Annotated in this window: 27 protein-coding genes and 1 riboswitch; of the genes, 9 read left to right on the top strand and 18 right to left on the bottom strand. The window is 67.7% G+C overall.

Annotated features, from left to right (window positions below):
- Positions 1-267 precede the first annotated feature (267 nt).
- Together mdoH and ACN2C8_RS05865 are read left to right on the top strand one after the other, a co-directional pair.
- Positions 268-2,265, top strand: a complete 1,998-nt coding sequence (mdoH, locus tag ACN2C8_RS05870; protein ID WP_419254898.1) for a glucans biosynthesis glucosyltransferase MdoH — start codon at positions 268-270, stop codon at positions 2,263-2,265.
- Positions 2,266-2,362: 97 nt separating this feature from the next.
- Positions 2,363-3,256, top strand: coding sequence for a cobalamin biosynthesis protein CbiG (locus ACN2C8_RS05865; RefSeq protein ID WP_419254897.1), 894 nt, complete (start codon positions 2,363-2,365; stop codon positions 3,254-3,256).
- Positions 3,257-3,370: 114 nt separating this feature from the next.
- Here ACN2C8_RS05865 and ACN2C8_RS05860 read toward each other — a convergent pair whose 3' ends face one another.
- The gene (locus tag ACN2C8_RS05860; RefSeq protein WP_419254896.1) at positions 3,371-4,738 is read right to left on the bottom strand and encodes an MATE family efflux transporter; all 1,368 of its coding nucleotides are present in this window, start codon (positions 4,736-4,738) and stop codon (positions 3,371-3,373) included.
- A gap of 262 nt (positions 4,739-5,000) precedes the next feature.
- On the opposite strand from ACN2C8_RS05860, the gene ACN2C8_RS05855 reads away from it, so the two are divergent.
- Together ACN2C8_RS05855 and ACN2C8_RS05850 are read left to right on the top strand one after the other, a co-directional pair.
- Entirely contained in the window at positions 5,001-5,834 is an 834-nt protein-coding gene (locus ACN2C8_RS05855) for a flagellin (protein ID WP_419254895.1), read from the top strand.
- A 46-nt stretch (positions 5,835-5,880) separates the two neighbouring features.
- Positions 5,881-6,270 carry a VOC family protein gene (locus tag ACN2C8_RS05850; protein ID WP_419254894.1) on the top strand — a complete coding sequence of 130 codons (390 nt, stop codon included), beginning with the start codon at positions 5,881-5,883 and terminating at the stop codon, positions 6,268-6,270.
- 7 nt (positions 6,271-6,277) lie between these two features.
- Here the strand turns inward: ACN2C8_RS05850 and ACN2C8_RS05845 are convergent, their stop codons facing one another.
- The 13 genes from ACN2C8_RS05845 to ACN2C8_RS05785 form a co-directional block, all read right to left on the bottom strand.
- Positions 6,278-6,847: a DUF2239 family protein gene (locus ACN2C8_RS05845; RefSeq protein ID WP_419254893.1), complete on the bottom strand. Its 570-nt coding sequence runs from the start codon at positions 6,845-6,847 to the stop codon at positions 6,278-6,280.
- A complete protein-coding gene (locus ACN2C8_RS05840) occupies positions 6,844-7,182 on the bottom strand; it encodes a GIY-YIG nuclease family protein (RefSeq protein ID WP_419254892.1) in 339 nt (112 codons plus the stop codon). The genes ACN2C8_RS05845 and ACN2C8_RS05840 overlap by 4 nt, the downstream gene beginning before the upstream one ends.
- Before the next feature lie 76 nt (positions 7,183-7,258).
- The gene (locus ACN2C8_RS05835) at positions 7,259-7,657 is read right to left on the bottom strand and encodes a hypothetical protein (protein WP_419254891.1); all 399 of its coding nucleotides are present in this window, start codon (positions 7,655-7,657) and stop codon (positions 7,259-7,261) included.
- A gap of 155 nt (positions 7,658-7,812) precedes the next feature.
- Entirely contained in the window at positions 7,813-8,595 is a 783-nt protein-coding gene (locus tag ACN2C8_RS05830; RefSeq protein ID WP_419254890.1) for a DUF2461 domain-containing protein, read from the bottom strand.
- A 171-nt stretch (positions 8,596-8,766) separates the two neighbouring features.
- Complete coding sequence (locus ACN2C8_RS05825; protein ID WP_419254889.1) at positions 8,767-8,931, bottom strand: hypothetical protein; 165 nt, start codon at positions 8,929-8,931, stop codon at positions 8,767-8,769.
- Positions 8,928-9,443 (bottom strand): zeta toxin family protein, encoded by a 516-nt coding sequence (locus tag ACN2C8_RS05820; RefSeq protein ID WP_419254888.1) that lies wholly within the window; start codon positions 9,441-9,443, stop codon positions 8,928-8,930. Before ACN2C8_RS05820 ends, ACN2C8_RS05825 begins: the two co-directional genes overlap by 4 nt.
- A gap of 57 nt (positions 9,444-9,500) precedes the next feature.
- Positions 9,501-9,854, bottom strand: a complete 354-nt coding sequence (locus ACN2C8_RS05815; RefSeq protein WP_419254887.1) for a DUF1428 domain-containing protein — start codon at positions 9,852-9,854, stop codon at positions 9,501-9,503.
- A gap of 69 nt (positions 9,855-9,923) precedes the next feature.
- Positions 9,924-10,907 (bottom strand): hypothetical protein, encoded by a 984-nt coding sequence (locus tag ACN2C8_RS05810; RefSeq protein ID WP_419254886.1) that lies wholly within the window; start codon positions 10,905-10,907, stop codon positions 9,924-9,926.
- The gene (locus ACN2C8_RS05805) at positions 10,874-11,809 is read right to left on the bottom strand and encodes a tetratricopeptide repeat protein (RefSeq protein ID WP_419254885.1); all 936 of its coding nucleotides are present in this window, start codon (positions 11,807-11,809) and stop codon (positions 10,874-10,876) included. The genes ACN2C8_RS05810 and ACN2C8_RS05805 overlap by 34 nt, the downstream gene beginning before the upstream one ends.
- A 94-nt stretch (positions 11,810-11,903) precedes the next feature.
- The gene (gene thiC / locus ACN2C8_RS05800; RefSeq protein WP_419254884.1) at positions 11,904-13,745 is read right to left on the bottom strand and encodes a phosphomethylpyrimidine synthase ThiC; all 1,842 of its coding nucleotides are present in this window, start codon (positions 13,743-13,745) and stop codon (positions 11,904-11,906) included.
- A gap of 73 nt (positions 13,746-13,818) precedes the next feature.
- A riboswitch (TPP riboswitch) is annotated at positions 13,819-13,925 on the bottom strand.
- Positions 13,926-14,110: 185 nt separating this feature from the next.
- Positions 14,111-14,959: a neutral zinc metallopeptidase gene (locus ACN2C8_RS05795; RefSeq protein WP_419254883.1), complete on the bottom strand. Its 849-nt coding sequence runs from the start codon at positions 14,957-14,959 to the stop codon at positions 14,111-14,113.
- Positions 14,960-14,986: 27 nt separating this feature from the next.
- Positions 14,987-15,379: a hypothetical protein gene (locus ACN2C8_RS05790; protein ID WP_419254882.1), complete on the bottom strand. Its 393-nt coding sequence runs from the start codon at positions 15,377-15,379 to the stop codon at positions 14,987-14,989.
- Between the two features lie 61 nt (positions 15,380-15,440).
- Positions 15,441-16,001, bottom strand: a complete 561-nt coding sequence (locus ACN2C8_RS05785) for a tetratricopeptide repeat protein (RefSeq protein ID WP_419254881.1) — start codon at positions 15,999-16,001, stop codon at positions 15,441-15,443.
- Between the two features lie 193 nt (positions 16,002-16,194).
- Between ACN2C8_RS05785 and ACN2C8_RS05780 the strand changes: the two genes are divergently transcribed.
- Positions 16,195-17,196: a D-cysteine desulfhydrase gene (locus tag ACN2C8_RS05780; protein WP_419254880.1), complete on the top strand. Its 1,002-nt coding sequence runs from the start codon at positions 16,195-16,197 to the stop codon at positions 17,194-17,196.
- Positions 17,197-17,206: 10 nt separating this feature from the next.
- On the top strand, positions 17,207-17,899 hold the full coding sequence (locus ACN2C8_RS05775; protein ID WP_419254879.1) for an aspartate/glutamate racemase family protein: 693 nt from the start codon (positions 17,207-17,209) through the stop codon (positions 17,897-17,899).
- Positions 17,900-17,902: 3 nt separating this feature from the next.
- On the opposite strand, the gene ACN2C8_RS05770 is transcribed toward ACN2C8_RS05775, so the two are convergent.
- The gene (locus ACN2C8_RS05770; protein ID WP_419254878.1) at positions 17,903-18,082 is read right to left on the bottom strand and encodes a hypothetical protein; all 180 of its coding nucleotides are present in this window, start codon (positions 18,080-18,082) and stop codon (positions 17,903-17,905) included.
- Between the two features lie 465 nt (positions 18,083-18,547).
- Here ACN2C8_RS05770 and ACN2C8_RS05765 point away from each other — a divergent pair, with 465 nt between their 5' ends.
- Entirely contained in the window at positions 18,548-20,188 is a 1,641-nt protein-coding gene (locus tag ACN2C8_RS05765) for a pectate lyase (protein ID WP_419254877.1), read from the top strand.
- Here the strand turns inward: ACN2C8_RS05765 and ACN2C8_RS05760 are convergent.
- Entirely contained in the window at positions 20,185-20,775 is a 591-nt protein-coding gene (locus ACN2C8_RS05760) for an SRPBCC family protein (protein ID WP_419254876.1), read from the bottom strand. The genes ACN2C8_RS05765 and ACN2C8_RS05760 overlap by 4 nt on opposite strands.
- 168 nt (positions 20,776-20,943) lie before the next feature.
- Here ACN2C8_RS05760 and ACN2C8_RS05755 point away from each other — a divergent pair, with 168 nt between their 5' ends.
- Positions 20,944-21,318 carry a VOC family protein gene (locus tag ACN2C8_RS05755; RefSeq protein ID WP_419254875.1) on the top strand — a complete coding sequence of 125 codons (375 nt, stop codon included), beginning with the start codon at positions 20,944-20,946 and terminating at the stop codon, positions 21,316-21,318.
- A gap of 69 nt (positions 21,319-21,387) precedes the next feature.
- Positions 21,388-21,789, top strand: coding sequence for a host attachment family protein (locus ACN2C8_RS05750; protein ID WP_419254874.1), 402 nt, complete (start codon positions 21,388-21,390; stop codon positions 21,787-21,789).
- Between the two features lie 67 nt (positions 21,790-21,856).
- Here ACN2C8_RS05750 and ACN2C8_RS05745 read toward each other — a convergent pair whose 3' ends face one another.
- The gene (locus ACN2C8_RS05745) at positions 21,857-22,129 is read right to left on the bottom strand and encodes a helix-turn-helix domain-containing protein (protein ID WP_419254873.1); all 273 of its coding nucleotides are present in this window, start codon (positions 22,127-22,129) and stop codon (positions 21,857-21,859) included.
- 75 nt (positions 22,130-22,204) lie between these two features.
- On the bottom strand, positions 22,205-22,654 hold the full coding sequence (locus tag ACN2C8_RS05740) for a hypothetical protein (RefSeq protein ID WP_419254872.1): 450 nt from the start codon (positions 22,652-22,654) through the stop codon (positions 22,205-22,207).
- Positions 22,655-22,662 lie beyond the last annotated feature (8 nt).

Genomic DNA, 22,662 nt, shown 5'->3' with positions numbered 1-22,662 from the left:
GGCGATCGCCTTTCGCCCACAGCGGATTGCAAGTTTTTTCCCGCACCTGCGAAACAAGCGTGATTTCCGGTAGCGAATTCGTGATCGAAGTTTTACTATTGAGATCCCGACGGCTCTCCACGTCGGAAATTGACCGTCATGACCCCGTCACATGCCGAGGCGACCGAACCCCTAGCGGGCGGTCATCACCGCGCAAAGGGCGAACTTCATGCGGCGATGCGACGGAGAGAGCCCGGCCCTCGCCGGACAGACCGAGACCATGACGTCATGAGCGACCGCTCTTCCCTCTTCGACCTTCGCTCGTCCACGAGCGTGTCCCTCGATCAGGTCGTTCAACGTCGCGACACGGTGGAAATCCCCGCCGAGGCGCCGCTGGCCATGCCGGTGCAGCATCTGTCGATCTGGCAAGGCGGCGCGCGCCGCGCCACCGAGGTGGTCGCCAGCATGGCCGCCCGTCGCTGGATGGTGTTCCTGGCCACCGCCTTCATGGGCGTGGCCGGCTGGAAGGCCACCTTCGACACCATCGCCCTGGGCGGCGTGACCCGTCTGGAATTCATCTGCCTGGTCCTGCTGGCCCCGCTGTTCACGGCCCTGTCGCTGTGGTTCTGCACCGCCGTCGCCGGCTTCGTGATCCTGCTGGGCAAGCCCAAGGATCCGCTGGGCATCGACAGCGCCAAGCCGATGCCCAAGCTGCGCGCCCGCACCGCCATCCTGATGCCTGTGCACAACGAGGACGCCGCCGAGGTGTTCGCCCGCCTGCGCGCCATGGACGCCTCGCTGGCCGAGACCGGCAACAGCCGCGCCTTCGACATCTTCATCCTCAGCGATACCCGCGACGCCGCCGTGGCCCTGGCCGAACAGGCCTGCTTCGCCCGCTTCCGTCGCGAGGCCAATTCGGCCGTGTTCTATCGCGTCCGCCAGGAAAACAAGGGCCGCAAGGCCGGGAACATCGCCGACTGGGTGGCCCGCTGGGGCAGCGCCTATGAGCACATGCTGGTCCTCGACGCCGACAGCCTGATGACCGGCGACGCCATGGTCCGCCTGGCCGACGCCATGGAGCGTCACCCCGGCGCGGGTCTGATCCAGACCATGCCGATGCTGATCAACGGCCAGACGATCTTTGCCCGCACCCTGCAGTTCGCCACGCGACTGTATGGCCGCGTCGCCTGGACGGGTCTGGCCTGGTGGTCGGGCAGCGAGAGCTCGTTCTGGGGCCACAACGCCATCGTCCGCACCCGCGCCTTCGCCGAGACCTGCGGCCTGCCCTCGCTGGACGGCCCCAAGCCGTTCGGCGGCGAGGTGATGAGCCACGACGCCCTGGAAAGCGCCCTGCTGCGCCGCGGCGGCTGGAGCGTCCACCTGGCTCCCTATCTGGAAGGCTCCTACGAAGAGAGCCCCTCCAACCTGCTCGATTTCGCCACCCGCGACCGTCGCTGGTGCCGGGGCAATGTCCAGCACATCCCGCTGGTCGCCCTGCCCGGCCTGCACTGGCTGAGCCGCATGCACCTGGTGATCGGCGTGCTCAGCTACGTCCTGTCGCCGCTGTGGTTCATGGCCCTGACCGCCGGCGTCGTCTCGCGCCTGCTGATGCCGTCGCTGAAGAAGGCGGCCTTCACCATGGCCGACCTGCAAGCCGCTGCCCACGCCCTGATCGACTGGAGCGAGATCCAGGCCACCGCCTGGGCGATGATCATCACCTTCGTGCTGCTGTTTGGCCCCAAGATCCTGGGCTCGATCCTGGTCTTCTCGCGTCCGCACGAGATCAAGGGCTTCGGCGGTCGTCGCCGGATCATGGCCGGTCTGAGTGTCGAGATGCTGTTGTCGGCGCTGGTCGCGCCGATGCTGATGTTCACCCAGACCCGCGCCCTGGTCGAGATCCTGGCCGGCAAGGTCGGCGGTTGGGCCACCCAGCGCCGCGACGCCGACAAGGTGACCGGCAACGAGGCGTTCCGCGCCATGGGCTGGATCAGCGTCACCGGCCTGATCCTGGCCACCCTGTTCTGGTTCACGCCCGACCTGCTGACCAGCACCGCGCCGATCCTGGCCGGTCTGATCCTGGCCGTGCCCCTGACCATGCTGGGCGCCCACAAGGTCGCCGGCCTGCGGGTCAAGGCCAATGGCCTGTTCATGACCCCCGAAGAGCGTCGCCCCCCCGCCATTGTCCGTGCGGCCCTGGGTCCGGTCTGCGAGCCCCCTGCCCGCTGGTTCGCCCGCGAAGGCAAGATTGCGCCTCCGGTCGTGGTGTCCGAGCAAACTGCGGCCTGAAACGCGCGCTTAATACGCCTCTGGGGCGAACCGCTGCTGGCCCTGGCCGGCTGGGCGGAGTAGAAGCGCGGCTTCGTTCTTTTCGACGGAGCCTGCCGTGTCGCGTCTGTTCAGCGCCTATGTGATCGTCGACTGGAGCGCGGCCGCCAAGCCGACCACCGGTGCGGACTCCGTCTGGATCGGCGTGCTCAAGCGCGACGTGCGCTTTCGCCTGACCTTCGAGAGTTTCAACCCGGCCACCCGTCAGGAGGCCGAGACCAAGCTGGCGGCCATCCTTGACGACTTCAAAAAGCGCGGCGAGCGGGCCCTTGTGGGCTTTGACTTCCCGCTGGGCTTCCCGAGCGGCTTCGCCAAGGCGCTGAGCCTGCCGGGCGAGCAGCCCTGGCGCGCGGTCTGGGACCAGCTGAACAAGATGGTCAAGGACAAGGCCGACAACACCAACAACCGCTTCGGCGTCGGGTCCGAGATCAACCGCCGCCTGACCGGCGGTCCATTTCCGTTCTGGGGCTGTCCGCCCCGGGACACCCTGACCACGCTGCAGCCCAAGCGCTCACGCGAGCATGGCGAGGGCGACCTGGCCGAGTTCCGCCATGCCGACAAGGCCGCCAAGGGCGCGCACTCGATCTGGAAGCTCTATTACAACGGCTCGGTCGGCGGTCAGGCGATCGTCGGCATCCCCGCCGCCCGCCGTCTGAAGGACGCGCGCGGCGATGCGGCCCGAGTCTGGCCCTTTGAGACCGGCTTCAAGGCCCTGACCGAGGCGGACCTCGAGGGTGTTCTGGTGGTCATGACCGAGGTCTATCCCTCGCTGCTCAAGGCCGTTCCGGCCGCCGGCGAGGTCAAGGACCTGGCCCAGGTGCGGGCCCAGGCTGAACACTTCGCCAAGCTGGACGAAGCCGGCAAGCTGGCAGCGCTGTTCGCCGGCCCCAAGGCGAGCGATGACGTGCTTGAAGCGGCCGCGACTGAAGAAGGCTGGATCCTGGGGGCTTAAGATCGATGCTCCCCCTCTGGGGGAGCTGTCGCGGAGCGACTGAGGGGGTAATCTGGGCAACGCCGAGCTAGCCCCCTCCGGCCCTTTGGGCCACCTCCCCCAAGAGGGGAGGATCTAGAGGCCCCGATCCCTCACATCCAGCATCCGAAACCGCGCCAGCAGGAACGCCATCGAGACAAAGCTGGTCACGATGACCGACCAGACGATGCCGTTGACGCCCATGCCGAGCGGAATGGCCAGCCACCAGGCCAGTGGCCCCATGATCACGCCATAGCTGATCAGGTGGGTGAGGGTCGGGATCCAGACCTCGCCGCGCGCCCGCAGCGCCTGGGCCGCCACCACCTGTACGGCGTCGGGCGCCAGGAACAGGCAGGTCAGGGCCAGGGCCGGGGCGATCAGGGCGATGGCGTCCTGGTCGGCCGTATAGGCCGAGGCGACCCATTCGCGCAGCGGGAACAGCAGCAGCGCCGCCACCAGCCCCACCACCGCCGTGAAGGCAAAGGCCACCCAGCCGGCGCGGGTCATGCCGGCCGGATCACGCGATCCAAAGGCCCGGCCGACCTGCACCGAGGTGGCCGTCGAAATGCCCAGCGGCAGCATGAAGATCACTGCAGCGACATTGATCACCACCGCCCAGGCCGCGATGGACAACCCGCCGATCCAGCCGGCAACCAGGCTCATGGCGGCAAAGGCGGCCACCTCGAAGAAGTTGGACGCGCCCGCGCCATAGCCGATCCGGCGCTGCTCGATCGAGGCCGGGCGATCGGGCGCCGGCTTGTCGAACACGCCCAGCGCCCGCGCATCCTTGAGGCGCAGCACATAGATCGCCAGCATGATCAGCAGGGCCAGCCGCGCCACGAAGGTGGCCCAGGCCCCGCCCACGGCGCCCATGGCCGGCAGGCCCCAGGTCCCTGGCACCAGCAGCAGGTTGATCGCCAGGTTGACGCCATTGGCCACCCACATGGCGATGGTCACCGGCCCGGGCCGCGACAGGCCCTCCAGCCAGAAGCTCAGCACCACGGTCAGGGCGTAGAGCGGCAGGGACAGCGAGAAGACGATCATCGGCGCCGTGGCGCCATCGGCCAGGGCCTTGGGCAGATGCACGGCGTGCAGCAGGGGTGGCCCCAGCAAGGCCAGCGACACGGCCGAGGCCATGCCGATCCAGAAGCCATAGACCAGCCCCCGGCGCAGCACCGCGCCGGTATCGTGCAGCCGGTCCGCCCCGATCGCCCGCGAGGTCATCACCTGGGCCCCGACCAGCAGGCCGACGGTCATGGTCACAAAGATCGAGGACGGGGCCCAGGCCATGGCGTGGAAGCCCAGCTGCTCGGCCGAAAAGCGCCCGACCACGATGGCGTCGGTCAGGCCCATCACCATGATGCCCAGGCGCGACAGCACCACCGGCCCCGAAAGCCGCATCAGCTCGATCAGATCGGACATCAGGGCGCCGCGCGGCGCCGGAGCAGCCGCGGGGCGGGGCATGGGCAGGGCCTTTCGAAAGGGCCGGCAAGGTGGCTCAAGGGACCCCTCGGGGCAAGGCCGCTTGTGACCGGCCGGGAACATCCCGTCCGCCAGTGGTTTTCGGGTCGCAGCGCTCGGGCCGTGGCGGCGGCGGACAAAGCGACCACCGCCCGATTTTCTGGCCGATGCGAACGGCGCGCTAACGCTGTTGCTGTAGTCCTGTTGTCCGAGCGCAAAACGCGTCTTCGGCCCTCGCGGCCGGGCCCCGGAAGAAGCACCGACCATGTCGCTCAACAGCGTCAACACCAATGCCGGCGCCATGATCGCCCTGCAGTCGCTCTCGGCGATCAACCGCGAGATGTCGGGCACGCTGCGTCGCATCTCGACGGGTCTGGCCGTCTCCAGCGCCAAGGATGATCCCGCCGTCTGGGCCATCGCCCAGACCCAGCGCGCCGAGTCACGCTCGCTGGACGCCGTGCGCGATTCCCTGCAGCGCGGCCGCTCGATCACCGACGTGGCCCTGTCGGCCGGCGAGACCGTCGTCGACCTTCTGGGCAAGATGAAGGAAAAGATGCTGGCGGCGGCCGACACCAGTCTGTCGACATCCAGCCGCGTCGCCCTCAACAACGACTACCTGACGCTGAAGCGCCAGATCGACCGCACCGTGGGCAATGCCGAGTTCGGCGGCGTGAATCTGATCGCGTCGGGAACGGTCGGCCAGATCCGCGCCCTGGCCAATGCGGACGCCAGTGACACGATCGATATCGATCACGTCGACCTGTCCACCACGGGGGCGGCGCTGTCTGGCATGCCCGCCGACCTGCTGGCCGCGCCGATCACCGGCGTCGAGATCAAGGCCATGAGCACCGCGATGGAGACCGTCACATCCGCCCTCGCCCGCCTGGGCACCGGCGCCTTCGCCCTGGAAAGCCACCAGACCTTCATCGACAAGCTGCAGGACACGCTGGACACCTCGGTCGGCCGTCTGGTCGACGCCGACATGGCCCGGGAGTCGACCAAACTTCAGGCGCTGCAGATCAAACAGCAGCTGGCCATCAAGTCGCTGGCCATCGCCAATTCCGGAACCTCGTACCTGCTGACCCTCTTCGGTCGCTGAGGCTGGATCGTGGATGCTATGACGGCGCCTCCTCAAGGAGTCGCCCATGGCCCGCCATCTCGCCCTGATCTCCCTGCTTGTCAGCGACTATGACGAGGCCTTGAGCTTCTATGTCGGCAAGCTGGGCTTCGACCTGATCGAGGACACCGACATGGGCGCGGGCAAGCGCTGGGTCGTCGTCTCGCCGGGCCCGGGTGGCTCGCGCTTCCTGCTGGCCAGGGCCGCCGACGACCATCAGGCCGCCCGGATCGGAGACCAGGGCGGCGGCCGGGTCTGGCTGTTCCTGCACACCGACGATTTCGTCGGCGACCACGCCCGGATGAGCGCCGCCGGGATCCGCTTCCTCGAAGCGCCACGGCATGAAGCCTATGGCAGCGTTGCAGTGTTCGAGGACCTGTACGGCAACCGCTGGGACCTGCTGGAGCCCAAGGCCTAGGGCCGCTTCAGACCAGCGGGGCGTCCGCGCCGAACGCCTCGGCCGCGAAGGTGCGAAGCTGGGCGGCGACATCGGCGGGCCAGATCCGGATCCGCTCCTCGAACACCGCGTCGTCCCCCGCGAACAGGGCGCGCATCGCCGCTTCGAAGCCTTCGCGATCCCCGGCCATCACTGTGGCGAAGCGATAGGCCGCCTCGCGGGAGCGACGGATGCGGTCGGGGCCTTCGCTTTCGCGCCGCGCCGCCTCGACCAGCTTGCGCAGCGCCACTGAGGCGCCGCCCGGCTGGCTGGCCAGCCAGTCCCAGTGACGAGGCAGCAGGGTGACCTCGCGCGGCACGACACCCAGCCTGGGCCGGCCCCGCCCGCGCGGCGCAGCGGCCTCCCCGACGGACGCGAGCCGGGCGGTCAGGTCAGCGGGCCCGCCGCTGAGGTCGAAATCCACCTGCCGGCCCTGGTCGTCGAAGATCAGCACCCCGGCGTCCGACGGTTCGGCCGCCAGGCGCTGGGCGGCCAGGGCCGCCTCAAGGGACGATCCCGCCGCGACGCGCTCGGCGCCCCTGAAGACCACATGGTTCATCGGTTCAGCCCCCGGGCGCTCAGGGTCTCGATCCAGGCGGCGCGGCGTTCCTTCAGCAGGGAGGACTTGCCCAGCGGGCCGAGGTTTTCGTCATCGATGGCTTCCAGGGCCTCGAAGCTGAACGCCGCCTCGCCATGGGTCGCCCACGCCGCCTGAAGCGACATCTCCCGATGCCCGCCGTGTCGCAGGGAAAACCAGATCCCGGTCTGACGGGTCGCCAGATCGGGTGTGGCGCCGACCCAGGCTTCGCCACTGGCCGCGCAGCGCACGGCATAGATCCCGGCCTCGACCTTGCGGTCACGATAGTCGCGCACCAGCGCCTTGCGTCCGTTCATGGGACCCTCCTGCGGTGCGCTTTTTACCCGGATGGAATATAAAGTCAATATTACCCGGATATATATTTGAGAGCGTCTAGGCAGAACCCGGAGCGGCGCGGAACACCACATAGCCCCGCTCGACCATCCGCCGAAGGGCCTCATAGGCCTCGGCCAGTTCGTCATAGGCCGTGCGCATCTGGGCCAGCTTCTGGATCTGCTCCGGCGGGGGGGTGTGGGACGTCTCGGTCATGGCCACTGCGGCCGCCACCCATTGGGCGCGGGCCTGGGCGGCGGCGACGGCCATGTGCTGGAAGTGGCTGGCGTCGACATGGCCAAGCGCCTGACCGATCAGCGCCTTGTTCGAGGCGAAGGCCGTGTAATCGATCTGCTCGAGAATCCCGCGCAAGCGGCGCTGAACCTGGGGATCGACATCCTCGGGCTCGAAATGATCGACGCCTCGACGGCGAGCACTGGATGTTACGGTCGACGACATAGCGCCCTCCCGCCCGGCCATGAGGTGCGAGAAGAGCCGAGACTGCCGTCGAGTCTGCGCCCGAGAACTTAAAAGGTCATTGCCAAGCGGACCGCGCCGGTTTGACGCCTACGCGGTGGAGCGACAGCCCGCTCCTGGTCAAGATTGAGGACCCGCTAAGGCCGCAACGCCTTCCAGCCGAAGTCCAGCAGCGGCCGGGCGTCAGCGGCGAAGCCGGCGATGATCGCGGGCAGATCCGCCCCGCCGATCTCGGCGCCGGTCAGGTCGCGGCGCACCAGCCAGCGGGTACGTTTGACCGCCGCCTCCAGCGGGCCGCCGGCCTCACCTTCGAAGCCCTTGGGCATGCGCTTGGTCGGCTCGCCCGTCTCCAGCGGCAGGCCCTTGGACGCTAGCGCCTCTTCGACCGCCGCCCAGCCCTTGGGATCGGCGACGATGGCGCGCCGGAAGGCGTCGATATGCGGCCGCTCCGACAGATAGAACCCCGCCGCCGCGAAAGGGCCGTTGCCGGAATAGCCCGCGTCGCTGTCATCGCCTGACGGGAAGGTGCTGGGATCCATCGGATCGATGGTCTGGGGGTCAAAGGCCGGCTTGCTGCCGCCCTGCGGTTCGATATGCACATACAGCATGCCCGGCGACATCTTCTGGCCGTCGCGGGTCAGGGTGGCCGAGACGTGGGTCTTGTAGGGCTTCTTGTCCTTCGAGAACCGCACGTCGCGATGGATGCGGAACACCGTGTTTTTGGGATGCCCTGCCAGCGGCAGGCCCCTGGTCTCGAGCGCTTCGTTCAGGGCCAGGATCAGCGCCACCAGCGTGGGCTTGAGGCCCTCGTCAAAGGGCGCCCGGTGGGCGGCGAACCACTCGCGATCATTGTTGACCGCCAGCCCGGTGAGGAAGGCGAGATCGGCGGCGGCGAAACCGGGGAACAGGGCGTGAGTCATGGCGCGACCCTAGCGTGGATCGTCATCGCGCGTCCCTGCTGCCAGGGGCTGTCAGCAGACTGACCGGCCAGCGCATCACCATGGACGAGGCGGGGCTCTACACCATCAGGGACGGCAAGATCGTCAAGGAGTAGTCTTCTACTAGCGGACGACGGCGCGGTCAGCCGGCGCTCAACGCCGAGCGACCGCGCTCTTCTTTGAAGGCGCAGTGACCTTGGCCGCTGGCGTCGGTGCGATGAACTTCCCCGAGCGCTCTTCGCGCGTGCCGTGGGTCGCGACCCACGCGGCGTCGCTCATGGCCTTGGCGATGCTTTCGGGGTCTGGCGTCTTGGTCATGACGGGCTCCTCTCCACCAAGATAGTTGCTCCATCGCGACTTTCCCAGACTTCCCACCGATCGACCAACGGCTTGTAAATTTCGAGGTTCGCGCGGCTGCGCTCGAAGCGGCGACGAAGATCGGCTTCCGGGACAGGGTGTCCACCCATGTCGACCCGATGAGCGACGCGCGATATCGACGCCTGCACATTGGGCAGACCGATATAGATCAGCGTGATGCTGTAACCGGCCGCCCGCCATTGCGGCACGCGCCGCGCATAGAGGCGGCTGGACAGGGTTGTTTCCAGGACGATGTCCGCGCCATTGGCGACATGGGCGTCTAGCTGAGCGAGCATCAGACGTCCGGCGCGCATGTCACGCTCGGTCGCCGACAGCGCCGGTTCGGTCAGCCGCCGAGCGATCTCGTCGGCATTTGCAAAGACGTAGTTGGGCGCGCTGTCATTGATCCAGCGCGTCGCGAAGGTGGTCTTTCCCGCGCCGTTGGGGCCAGCGATGATCAGCATATTCGGCACTGCGCGCTCCTGAAAGCTGCACGAGCACTATCGCATAAGGAGATTTTCTTGAAGTCTCTACAACTCCAGGAACGCCTCGAAGCCGCCGAAGATCATGCGTTTGCCGTCGAAGGGCATGGTCTCCATGCCGGTCTTCATGCGCTCGTCAGCCATGACCTTGGCGTTGACCGCGTCACGGTGGGCGCGGTCCGTATAGGTGATCCACGAGAAGACGACGATCTCGTCGTCGGTGGCGTGGACGGCGCGCGGGAACGAGGTCAGCTGGCCATAGGGCACGTCGTCGCCGAAGCATTCGACATAGGACAGGGCGCCATGCTCCATCCAGACCGTGCCGCCCAGGCGGGCCATGTCCCTGTAGGCGTCGAGCTTGTCCTTGGGGACGGCGAGTATGAAGCCATCGACATAGGCCATGGGGTGTCTCCTCTGTTGTCATGAACCAAGGAAGGCCGGGGCCGAGGCATTGCGACCACGGCGGTTGATCTATTTCACCACGACAGCGGCGCGCGGGCGCGCCAGGGCGGCAAGACGGAGCGGATCGAACAACGAGCGCGACTCCGACTCAGCCAGGCGCTGGCCCAGTCGATCCGAGCGCAACAGCCAGACGCGCATCCCGGTCGCCGCGCGAGGATCGTTTCGACGCAGCCGAACGAGAACGAGGGCGAGATCGGCGTCGGCCTTGCTCAGAGCGGCGCGCTCGGCCGCCAGACCCGGCTGCTCGTAGCGTTCGAAGATCAGGCCCAGTCGGCCGCGGGCGGCCTGCGCCATCGCGACGGCCGTCGGGGTGTCGCCCCGCGCCGACGCCTCAAGCCCAGCGCCGACGGCGCGACGGGCGTCCTCGATCAGGTCACCGACCCTCAGGGCGCGGGTCGGGCTGGCCGGGCAAGCTTCCGGCGACAGGGCGCGGATATAGGCGACCAGCCCATCCAGGACCTGGGGCGGCGGCTGGGCGCCGTCGAACTCCTCGGTGATCAGGCCATGAACAAAGCCCTGGAGCGCCCGCGCGTCAGTCTCGCGCGACACCTTGAGGCCAGCCGCCGGACCGCTGAGGTCTGGGATGGCGCGCGGGTTGTGCAGATCATCACCGCGATGGCTGCTGAACAGCGACGAGGTCACATCCGCAGTGCCGGGCGGGCCAGAGACGCCGGGAAACTGGAAATCAGGGTTGGAACGCCCCTCCTGGTGGCAGGACTCGCAGGCCAGGCCGGCCCGCGCGGCCTGGCCGCCCAGCAGCAGAGGCGAGCGGAAGGCCGCGCGGCCGACCTCGATCCGATAGGTGGTCTCGGGATCGGACGCGGGCGTCAGACACTCCGTCGGCGTCTGGCCCAGCACCCGCGCCAGATCGGCGTCCGGAGCCAACCAGCGCTCGACGCGCAGGGTCGCGTCGCCGACGGCCAACGCTCCGCCGGAGACCGCGACCGTGATCGTCAGCCCTAAAGCGGCGGCTCGCCGCCATGGTCGATCCATCGCCGCAAATCCTCCGCCTGCGGACAGCCGAAGCCGCAGATATCGTCCAGCCGCGCCAGCATGCGCCGCGCGCCGGCCATGTCGCCGCGCTCAACCTTCAGCTCGCCGTAATATTCCGTCGCGCCGCGATGGTCAGGATCGATGTCCAGGGCCTGACGATAATAGGTCTCAGCCCGATCCAACCGGCCCAGCTTGCGGTAGGTATAGCCGATATAGGTCAGCACATCCGGGTGCGGACCGAAGGCTGACTGCGCCGAGCGCAGGGACTCCAGCGCCTCGGGATAGCGGGCGCCGTTGATCAGGGCCACGGCGGTCAGATAGGCGCGATCGCCCGTCGCGGCGTCAGGCAGAAAGGGCGCCGGCCCGTTCAGAGCGGCCGGCGTAGCCGATGACAGGGCCGCCTCGACCGCCGCCACCGCCGACTTCAGCGCAGCCGCTTCCGGGCACGTCGCGCCGCAGGTCGCAGCCCGGGCCTTCAGCAGGTCGAGCTCGACCCTGGCCTTGTCGGCTTCGTTCAGCCTCGCCAGGGTCACGCCCAGGGCCTGATGGCCGGCGATGCGGTCCGGCTCGACCTTCACGACCTTCTCGAACGAGCGGCGCGCGCCCTTAAGATTGCCCTGCTCGCTCTGGGATACGCCCATCAGCAACAGGGTGTCGGCGTTCTTGGGCAGGACGGAAAGGACACGGGCGAAGGCCTTTTCAGCGCCTTTGAAGTCCTTGTCGCGCATCAGGGCGACACCCTTGGAGTATTCGACGGCCGGGTCGTAGGTCGGCGCGGACATGCTGGGCATGCCGCCACCGCCGCCTCCCCCGCCGCCGTCAGCCAGGGCCGTGCCCGTGATCGACCAGGCCAGCATCGCGGTGGCGGCCGTAGCGATCATCGACCGTTCGAAACGCGTCATGCGCCCCTCCCTCTATAACGCAGGCAGAATGGCGCCGATCTCCGGGAGGTCCAAGGCTGAAAGCGGCGGCGCCGCCCTCAGCCTTGGGGAGCCCCTACTCGGTTTTCAGATAGATCTCAGAGCCCTGCTCGCGGAACTTCTCGCTCATTTCCGCCATGCCCAAGGCCGCGGCTTCGTTCGGGGCCTGAGCGGCGGCGAACTCCCGCACCTCGTGGCTGATCTTCATGGAGCAGAACTTGGGACCGCACATCGAGCAGAAGTGCGCGGTCTTGTGCGCCTCCTTGGGCAGGGTCTCGTCGTGGAACTTGCGGGCGGTTTCCGGATCGAGGGCCAGGTTGAACTGGTCCTCCCAGCGGAATTCGAACCGCGCCCGGCTGATAGCGTCATCCCACATGGCCGCGCCCGGGTGACCCTTGGCGAGGTCGGCGGCATGAGCGGCCAGCTTGTAGGTGATGACGCCGGTCTTGACGTCGTCGCGGTCCGGCAGACCCAGGTGCTCCTTGGGGGTGACGTAGCAGAGCATCGCCGTGCCGAACCAGCCGATCATCGCCGCCCCGATCGCCGAGGTGATGTGGTCGTAGCCAGGGGCGATGTCGGTGGTCAACGGGCCCAAGGTGTAGAAGGGGGCCTCGTGGCAGTGCTTGAGCTGCTCATCCATATTGGCCTTGATCTTGTGCATGGCCACGTGGCCCGGCCCTTCGATCATCACCTGCACGCCCTTGCTCCAGGCCACCTTGGTCAGCTCGCCCAGGGTGCGCAGTTCCGAGAACTGGGCCTCGTCATTGGCGTCGGCGGTCGAGCCGGGACGCAAACCATCGCCCAGCGAGAACGACACGTCATACTCGCGCATGATGTCGCAGATCTCGTCGAAGCGCTCGTAGAGGAAGTTCTCCTTGTGGTGCGCCAGGCACCACTTGGCCATGATCGAGCCGCCGCGCGAGACGATGCCGGTGACGCGCTTGGCGGTCATCGGGATGAACGGCAGGCGCACGCCGGCATGGATGGTGAAATAGTCCACGCCCTGTTCGGCCTGCTCGATCAGGGTGTCGCGGAAGACTTCCCAGTTCAGGTCCTCGGCCACGCCGTTGACCTTCTCCAGCGCCTGGTAGATCGGCACGGTGCCGATCGGGACGCTCGAGTTCCGGATGATCCAGTCGCGGATGTTGTGGATGTTGCGGCCGGTCGACAGGTCCATGACCGTGTCGGCGCCCCAGCGGGTGGCCCAGACCAGCTTGTCGACCTCGTCGGCTACGGTGCTGAGCACGGCCGAATTGCCGATATTGGCGTTGATCTTGACCAGGAAGTTGCGGCCGATCGCCATCGGCTCCAGCTCGCCGTGGTTGATGTTGGCCGGGATGATGGCGCGGCCGCGGGCCACTTCCTGGCGCACGAACTCGGGCGTCACGAAGTCGGGGATCGAGGCGCCGAAGTCGTCGCCGTCGCGCACGCAGGGGCGGTCCTGCTCGCGGCGCAGGTTCTCGCGGATGGCGACATATTCCATCTCGGCGGTGATCTTGCCGGCGTTGGCATATTCGTACTGGGTGATCAGGTGGCCCGGCTTGCCGCGATAGATGGTGCGGCCGATGGCGGGGAACTGCGGGGCCAGGTGCTTGCCCTGGGCAAAGCCGTTGTCCTCGGGCTTCACTTCGCGGGGCTGCGTCACCACGTCCACATCGCCACGCGCCACGACGAAGGCCTCGCGCGTGCGCTCCAGACCCTTTTCGATGTCGATGGTCACCGTCGTGTCGGTATAGGGGCCGGACGGGTCATAGACCGTTACCGGCGGCTCGTTGGCCGACGGGTGGACGGCCACCTCGCGGAACGGCACGCGGATATCGGGGAACAGCTCGCCGGCCTGATAGACCTTGCGCGAGCCGGGAATGGAACCGGTCGAGATGGTCTCGGCGACGGACTTGATGGTGGTCTGGACGTTCATTCTACGGGCGCTCCTCAAGCGATAAGGAGACCCGGACGTGCGTGCTAAGTCGGTTCTAACGGACGGACTGTAAGCCCCGACCGCGTTCCCTCCCTTCGCCGGCATGACCCGGATCAGGTTCGACGGGTCAGGGCGAAAAGCCCAATCTCAGCCGCGCAAGCGACCCCCCGGTGAACAGGGGGGACACTAGGCGTGTTGACGTTTGGGTCAAGAGTCGTTGGCCCCTTCCTTCTCCCCTTGCGGGAGAAGGTGGCCGCGAAGCGGACGGATGAGGGGTCGAAAGCCCTGTCCGGATAGTCCTGTAAGACCCATCATCCGTCATCCTGCGGATGACACCTTCTCCCGCAAGGGGAGAAGGAAAGCGGCTACAGCCGCGACGCTCCGAACGTATCGCACACCGCCGGATCGCCGCGCTCATAGCCGCGCGTGAACCACCGCACGCGCTGGGCGCTGGTGCCGTGGGTGAAGCTGTCGGGCACGACCTGGCCCTGACCCCGCGACTGGATGGTGTCATCGCCGACCGCCGCCGCCGCGCCCAGGCCGTCCTCGATGTCGGCGCTGTTGATGACGATCTGGCCGTTCGAGGTCTCGCCGGCATGGGCAGCCCAGACGCCGGCATAGCAGTCGGCCTGCAGTTCCAGCCGCACCGAGCCGCTTTCGGCCCCGCGCGCGCCCATCCGCCGGGCGGCGTCGGAGGCGCCCAGCAGCGTCTGCACATGGTGGCCGACCTCGTGGCTGATCACATAGGCGCGGGCGAACTCGCCCTTGGCCCCGAACTTGGCCTCCAGGTCGTTCCAGAAGGTCAGGTCCAGATAGACCCGGCGATCAGCCGGGCAATAGAACGGCCCCATGGCCGACTGACCGGTTCCGCAGCCGGTGGGCGTGGCGTTGTCATACAGAACCACCGACTCTGGCGGCGTATAGCGCGCGCCCTGCCGGGCGAAGATCGGACCCCAGACCTCGGTGTTCGAGGTCTCGATGGCGTCGACGAACTGGCCGTTGTCGTCCTTGACCTGCCCCTCGGCGACCGGCTGCTGGGTCTGGCCCTGCAGTTGCTGGGTCACCTGCAGGGTGGTTTGCGGATCGATGTCGAACACGAAATAGCCGATGGCGGCCAAGATCAGCGCCCCGATGCCGCCGCCGGCGATGCCGACCCCGCCGATGCCCCGCCGGTCCTCGATATTGCCCGAGCGGCGCGCGCCTCTCCATTCCATGCCGTGTCCCTCTTTGCGGTGTTTTGGTCAGCGGTCGCTGGCCGGACGCACGGCCCGGACGCGCGCATTGCTGCGCACCAGCGCATCCTGGGTCAGACGCTCCATACGGTCCATCTGGTCCTGCAGAGAATCCGGCCCGGCGGCGAGCGGAGGCGCGGGCGGCGGAACGATAAGGCCGCTGGAGCCCGGCGGCGTGCTCCGCGCGGCGTCCAGCTCGCGCAGCACCAGGGTGGTCTGCAGCTGGTCCTGGCGGGCGGCGATTTCGCGCTGGGCGGCCAAGGCGTCCTGGCGCGCGATCTCAGCGCCCTGCTGGGCGGCGTTCAGGGCCCGCAACTCACGCAGGGTGTCCTGGGCCGACGCGCCGTCGGCGGCGGCGAGCGCCGCCAGGCCGGCCCCGGCGATCCATCTGATCCTGCCCATCGGCGCTCCTTGTCTCAAGGCGGGTGGCTCACTCAGATCCTGCCCGGAGCGCCCGCGACGCTCAGGGCCGTTTGACGGTGAAACGCGTCAGTTCCCTTTTCGGCGCCTCCCATTCGGGATCCAGTTCGGCCGCGCGGGAATAGTCCTGATAGGCCGATTTCAGATCGCCCAGGCCTTCATTGGCCAAGGCGCGGTTGAACCAGGCCTTTTCGGGATCCTTGACGCCAAGCGACAGACCCTTGTCGATCTGGCCCAGGGCGTCGCCGTAGCGCTCTTCGCCCACATAGGCAGCCCCGCGATTGACCCAGGCTTCACCCAGGTCTGGATCGATCTTCGAGGCGGCGTCGAAGTCGGCGCGTGCGGTCGGAAAATCGCGCTGGCGCATCTGCAGCACGCCCCGGTTCACAAAGGTGCGGGCCCGATCGCGGAAGTTCAGGTTCTCGGTTTCCAGCGCGACGGTACAGGTCAGCACCGACCTCTGGTCAGAGCGGCCGTCGATGGCGGCGATCGAACAGTCCTTGGCCGCGCCGCCGCCCAGCACCAGGGTCGAGGCCAGCGCCCCGCCGCTTGCAAAAAAGGTTGCGGTCAACACACCCGTAACCAGAAGGTTTCTTGGCGTCATGTCTTCCTCCCTGAGATCACGGTCCCTAAGACGGCGTCCGGCGGAAATGACCTTTCGGTCCGCCAGGGCGCGCCAGGCCGCGCTTCACGATGGACCGAGCATGCTCCCGCCAGGCTCCATCGTCGATATGGATAATACGCCCCTCTCGCGCCGCGTGCTAACAGAACCGCGAGTCATTTCAGGGACCGTTCCGATGCACCTCGCCCGCTTCCCCCGCGCCCGCTTCGCCCACCTGCCCACGCCGCTGGAGCCCCTGCCCCGCCTGGGCGCCGCGCTCGGCATCGACCTGTGGGTCAAGCGCGACGACTGCACCGGCCTGGCCGGCGGCGGCAACAAGACCCGCAAGCTGGAGTTCCTGCTCGGAGAGGCCCTGGCCCAGGGCGCCGACACCCTGGTGACCCAGGGCGCCGTGCAGTCAAACCATGTGCGCCAGACCATCGCCGCCGGCGCGCGCTATGGCCTGGCCTGCGAGATCATCCTGGAAGAGCGCACGGGGTCCAAGGCCCACGACTATGTCGGCAACGGCAATGTGCTGCTGGACCGGCTGATGGGCGCCGCAATCCGCTTCGTTCCCGGCGGAACCGACATGGTCGCCGAACTGGAAGCCTCGGCCCAGGCCGTCCGCCAGCGCGGCGGCAAGCCCTATGCGATCCCCGGCGGCGGTTCCAACACGGTCGGGGCCCTGGGCTATGTCGACTGCGCCCGCGAGCTTATCGTCCAGGCCGACGAACGCGACCTGAAGATCGACCGCCTGGTTACCGCCACCGGCAGCGCCGGCACCCATGCGGGCCTGGTGGCGGGCTTTGCCGCCCTGTCGGTCGACGTGCCGATCCTGGGCTTTGGCGTGCGCGCGCCCAAGGCCAAGCAGGAAGAAAATGTCTTCAACCTGGCCGTCGCCACCGCCGAAATCATCGGCGCAGCGGGCCGGGTGACGCGCGAGATGGTCGTGGCCGACTGCGACTATGTCGGCGAAGGCTATGGCCTGATCGACCAGGGCGTGATCGACGCCCTGACCCTGGCGGCCCGCACCGAGGGCCTGCTGCTGGATCCGGTCTATTCGGGCAAGGCAATGAAGGGTCTGATCGACCAGGCGCGCAAGGGCGCGTTCAAGGGCGAGCGGGTCGTGTTCCTGCACACCGGCGGCGCCCAGGGCCTGTTCGGCTACCATACCCAGTTGGAAGCGGCGCTGCTCTAGGAGCCTGACCATGACCAAGACCCTCGGCGGGACCAAGACCCTCGGCGTTCTGGGCGGCATGGGCCCGGCCGCCACCCTGGACTTCCTGGCCAAGCTGCAGGCCGCGACCCCGGTCCAGCGCGAGCAGGACCATCTGCGGGTGCTGGTCGACATCAATCCCAAGGTCCCCGACCGCAACAGCAGCCAGGCCGATCCCGGTCCCGTGCTGGCGGCCATGGCGGCGGGCCTGCGCGACGGCGGAGCCCAGGTGCTGGCCATCGCCTGCAACACCGCCCACGCCTTCTCCGATGAGGTGCGCGCCAGCGGCCTGCCGCTGGTCAACATGCTGGAGGTCGCCGGCCAGGCGGCCCGGGCGGCCGGCGCCGCGCGCGTGGGGGTGCTGGGCACGGGGCTGGCGCTGGGCCTCTACCGCGACACGCTTTCGCATCAGGGCCTGGAAGTCATCACCCTGGACGACCACGAGCAGGTCGAGTTCATGGCCCTGCTCTACCGGATCAAGCTGGGCGACCTGGGGCCGGACTCCCGCGAGACCCTGGCCGCCCTGGCCCATCGCCTGATCGGCAAGGGCGCCCAGGCCATCATCGCCGGCTGCACCGAGGTTCCGCTGGTGCTGGGCGCGGCGGATCTGGCCGTGCCGTTCATCGACGCTACGGAAGCGCTTGCGCTGGCTTGCGTCGCGGCCTGCGCCGAGACGAACGCCTAGATCCTAGAGGCGCGCGCCGCCGAGCTTCTCGTCGCTGGCTTCGATCATGCCGACCAGAGCCGCGGCGCCGCGCGAGGCCTGGGCCATGCGGCGCAGGGCCGCGCGAGCATGGGCGTTGTCGGCGATCTCCGCCTGACGTTCCAGCCGCTCGGCTTCATGCAGATGTTCTGTCCGTGTTTGCATGCGGAGAAGGTTTACAGACTGTAAATTTCCTCGCCATGCGACCGCTGGCCGCACGTCGTTCGTCACAACTGCAAAAGTGTCATTGAAAACGCCCCCGAACCGGTCCCGGTTCGGGGGCGTTGTCCTGTTCCCCAACAGGACGGCGTCGCGCGCAGCCAGGACAGGCGCGGCGGCGTCGCCTCAAAGTCTGTTACCGGTACTCGCCCAACAGGAATCGCCGCGCAAGGCGGCGCCCTGCGCCGCCAGCCGATTGCGCCGGGCGCTGTTGCGCGAAAAGCACCTAGCCAAGCCGTGACACCGGTGTCACAACAGGGACAAGACTTCGCCGCCTCAAGGTGGTGGGATCGGCTTGTCTGGTCCGGGAGGGACGCAACGGAACCGCCACGGGCGCTCGGCCAAGCCGCCGCGCCCCGCGGCCCGACGCCCCACCGAGCCGGTCGAGATAAACGCCAGCCGGAGCGCCACATGCCTCTCAGCCCCATCTCCCGCCGCCGCCTGATGGCGACCTCGGCCGTTGCCTTTGCGGCGGCGGGCTGCGTCTCGCCGCTCAAGGCCCTGGCCGGCGAAGCTCCGACCAAGGCCCAGGCCCTGGAGACCATGAAGAAGGCCACGACCTTCATGGTCGAGAAGGCGGCCTATAACGGCGGCTATGTCTGGAGCTACCTGCCCGACTTCTCGCGCCGCTGGGGCGAGATGGAAGCGTTCCCAACGATGATCTGGGTGCAGCCGCCCGGCACGGCGACCATGGGCCACCTGTTCCTCGACGCCTTCCACGCCACCGGCGACGCCTATTATTACGAGGCCGCCGTCAAGGCCGCCCAGGCCCTGATCGCCATCCAGCATCCGGCCGGTGGCTGGAACTATCTGGGCGACCTGGCCGGCGAGGCCTCGCTGAAGAAATGGTACGACACCATCGGCAAGAACGGCTGGCGGCTCGAGGAATTCCAGCACTATTACGGCAACGCCACCTTCGATGACGCCGGCACGGCCGAGGCCTCGCAGTTCCTGCTGCGCCTCTATGTCGAGAAGCAGGACAAGGCCTTCAAGCCGGCCCTCGACAAGGCCCTGGCCTTCGTTCTGGACAGCCAGTACCCGGTCGGCGGCTGGCCCCAGCGCTTCCCGCTGAAGGACGAGTTCCACCATCACGGCAAGGCCGACTACACCGGCTACATCACCTTCAACGACGACGTGGCCGGGGAAAACCTCAAGTTCCTGATCATGGTCTGGCAGGCCCTGGGCGACGAGCGCGTCCTGCCGTCGATCCGCAAGGCCATGGACTGTTTCCTGGCCTGCCAGCAGCCGATGCCGCAACCGGCCTGGGGCCTGCAGCACAGGGTTTCCGACCTGAAGCCGGCCGGGGCCCGCACCTATGAACCCGAAGCCTTCGCCACCCACACCACCGGTGGCAACATCGCCTCGTGCATGGACTTCTACGAACTGACCGGCGACCCCAAGTTCCTGGCCCGCCTGGGCGAGGCGCTGGACTGGCTGGACAGCGTGAAACTGCCCGACGAGCAGATCAAGGCCGGCCGCGCCTATCCCACCTTCATCTCGATCGGCGAAGGCAAGCCGCTGTTCATCCACCGCACCGGCAGCAATGTGGTCAATGGCCGCTACTATGCCGACCACAATCCCGAAAACGTCGTCATCCACTATGGCTCGACCCGTTCGGTGAACGTGGAGGGCCTGCGCAAGCGCCTGGCCAAGCTGCAGGCGACGCCGCCGGAAATCGCCAGCCAGGACTCGCCGCTGAAGGGCGGTCGCAAGGCCCTGCCCCGCTATTTCACCACCGGCGACATCTCGGTGTCCGACCTGAATGTCGACACCCTTAAGGCCGACACCGGTCAGACCTCACCCGACAAGGCCGCCGCCCTGATGGCCGGCCTGAACGGCGAAGGCTGGTGGCCGGCCGAGCTGAAGGCGACCAGCAATCCCTATATCGGCGACGGCTCGGCAACCCCCGCGCCCGGCGACTTCAGCCGGACCCGGGTAGGCGACGCCACCGACACCTCGCCGTTCATCACCGATACGCCCAAGATCGGCATCTCGACCGGCGGCTATATCGAGAACATGACCGCCCTGATCAAATATATCGGCGCGGTCTAGGTCTCACAGGCCCTGCGCAGGTTCGCCAGCACCTTGGGCGTATCCTTGCGCAGGGCTTCGCGCATCATCGCCTTGGGTACGGGCCAGTCGACCGCCAGCCGGTTGTCATAGAACACCCGCGTGCGCTTGCCGCCGTCCAGGGCCTGCAGCCGCCACTCGCCCTGCTGGGTCTTGAGGTCGCCCTCCACAAGCTTGAAACGGATGCGGCTCATCGGCTCGTAGTCCGAGCGGAACACGATCCGCATGCCGGGAAAGATCATGTTGCGCCGGGTGATGTGCTCGCGCACGTCCCAGCCCCGCACCTGGTCGCCCGACAGCACCTTGCAACTGGTCAGGTTTGTCATCAGCTTGCTGGCCGTGGCGCAGTCGGTCATCACCGTCCACACCCGCTGGGGCGGCGCATCAATGTCGATCACCCCGCGCACCCGGCCCGAAACGCCGTCGGGATCCGCCGCAACATCGGCATGGGCCTCACCGCGCGCCAGCGCCGCTTGGGCCCTGGTCGAGAGCTCATAGGCCTGAGCAACCTCCGCCACAGCCATCGCCGCCGCCAGCCCCGTGAACGCTGCCGCCCATCGCTGTGTCATGGTCCATTGTCCGCAAGGACGCTACTGCGCGCCTGATGCACATACGGGCGGCGCTCGATCCTGGACGCCAAAAACCGGCCTGCCACCCCCGACGCCTGACCCAGCGTCAGCGTTGCCCGGCCGCCGCCGCATGCTAGCCTGCCGTCAAAGACAAACGGGAGAAGACGCATGGCCAAGGTCGCTTATTTCACGGTGGGCTCCAACAAGCTGGAAGAGGCCAAGGCCTTCTACGACGCGCTGCTGGGCTCGATCGGCATGACGCCGGTGCATGAGCACGCCTCGGGCGGACGGCTCTATCGCGGCAAGGGCACGGGCCTGTTCGGCGTGCTGGGCCCCTATGACGGCGCGCCCGCCTGTATCGGCAACGGCTCGATGGGCGGGTTCAGCTTTGACACCGCCGAAGAGGTCGCCGCCTTCCACGCCAAGGCGATCGAGCTGGGGGCCGCCGATGAAGGCGGTCCGGGCGAGCGGATGCCGGGCGCCTATTTCGCCTATTTCCGCGACCTGGATGGCAACAAGATGTGCGGCTACAAGTTCGGCTAGTTTCGACCGATCAAGGCAACTGCTCTCCACGCCGTTCGTTACGGTGACCAAACCCGTGGAGAGCAGAGCATGATCCTTCCCAATGGCGCCCTGGTGGCAGTGGTCGACGGCGAAAAGCTCGTCCTCTTCAGGAACAGCGGACACACCGACATCAAGCTGTCGGCTGTCGAAAATCCCGAAATGGCGGAACGAGCCTCCGGTTCGCCCGGCCATCCCTCCAGCGGCTCCAACCCCGACAATGACACCCAGGCCGAGGATGGCTTCGCCATGGGTGTGGCCCAGACCCTCAACAGCTGGGCCCTGACCGGCAAGCTGACCGACCTGCTGGTGATCGCCGCACCCCGCACCCTGGGCGAACTGCGCAAGCACTGGCACAAGGACCTTCAGGCCAAACTGGTGGGCGAGATCGCCAAGGACCTGACCGGTCACTCGACCGACGACATCGCCTCGGCGATCAGCAAGGCGGCCTAGCCTGATTTCGGCCGGTTCGGATGGCGACATCTGACCCGGCCGAACGCCCTCGGTCTCGGAAGGGGCTCTAGTGGCCCGAACGCCCCAAGGCCTCGCGCACCACCTCGGGGGCATGGTCGATGACGCGCAGATAGGCCGTCAGGGCCGCGTCGGGCCGGGCGCCGCCATGTTCCAGCGCCTCCAGCAGATCCGGATCGATGTGGAAGGCGCGGGCGAACTGGGCCGCCGAAAGCCCGCTGCGCCAGCGCACGGCCCGCACCAGGGCGCGGGCCGAATAGGCCTGGGCCGGGGCGGCAGCCTCGTCGATCGCCGGATCGGTCGAATGGGCGTGGGGGGTCATGGGAACGCTCCTGTACGACCCTCCTCCTAGACCCTGTCGATTGCAGAAATTCGACCGCTTTGAGTCAAACTTGGGTCAGGGCTGGGTGATCAGGGTGCGGGCCTTCTGCTCCACCTGGTCCACGCCGCGCAACGGGTCCCCGGAGGCCTCCAGCATGGTGTTGAACACCTTCAGGTCGCCGGTCTTGATGCGCTTGATGCGGCGGTCGCGGGCCCATTCCATGCCAATCAGCTGGCCCAGCCGGCAGGCCTTGGGCAGCAGAACAGGCTGCTGGGAAGGCCCGCCCCGGGTCAGCAGCTTGTCGACGACGTCGTTCCAGTTGGGCGAGCCCGGCAAGCACAGGCTGAGGTCCTGGCACGCGCCGGTCCAGAACCGCTTATACCAGCGCGCGTGCAGATCATTCTCGAACTGCAGCCTGCTGGTCGCCTGGACGGTCGTGCGGCAATCATGGCGGACAAACTCCTGCGCCCCGGCTTCACCGGCGATCAGGAGCATCGCGAGGGCTGCGATCAAAGCTCGAATCATCTGCGCCT

It is taken from the genome of Caulobacter sp. ErkDOM-C (genome assembly GCF_048541825.1).
In the GTDB taxonomy this organism is placed as follows: Bacteria; Pseudomonadota; Alphaproteobacteria; order Caulobacterales; family Caulobacteraceae; genus Caulobacter.
Note: the sequence above shows the minus strand (reverse complement) of the source record. Positions and strands in the feature narration are given on the sequence as shown.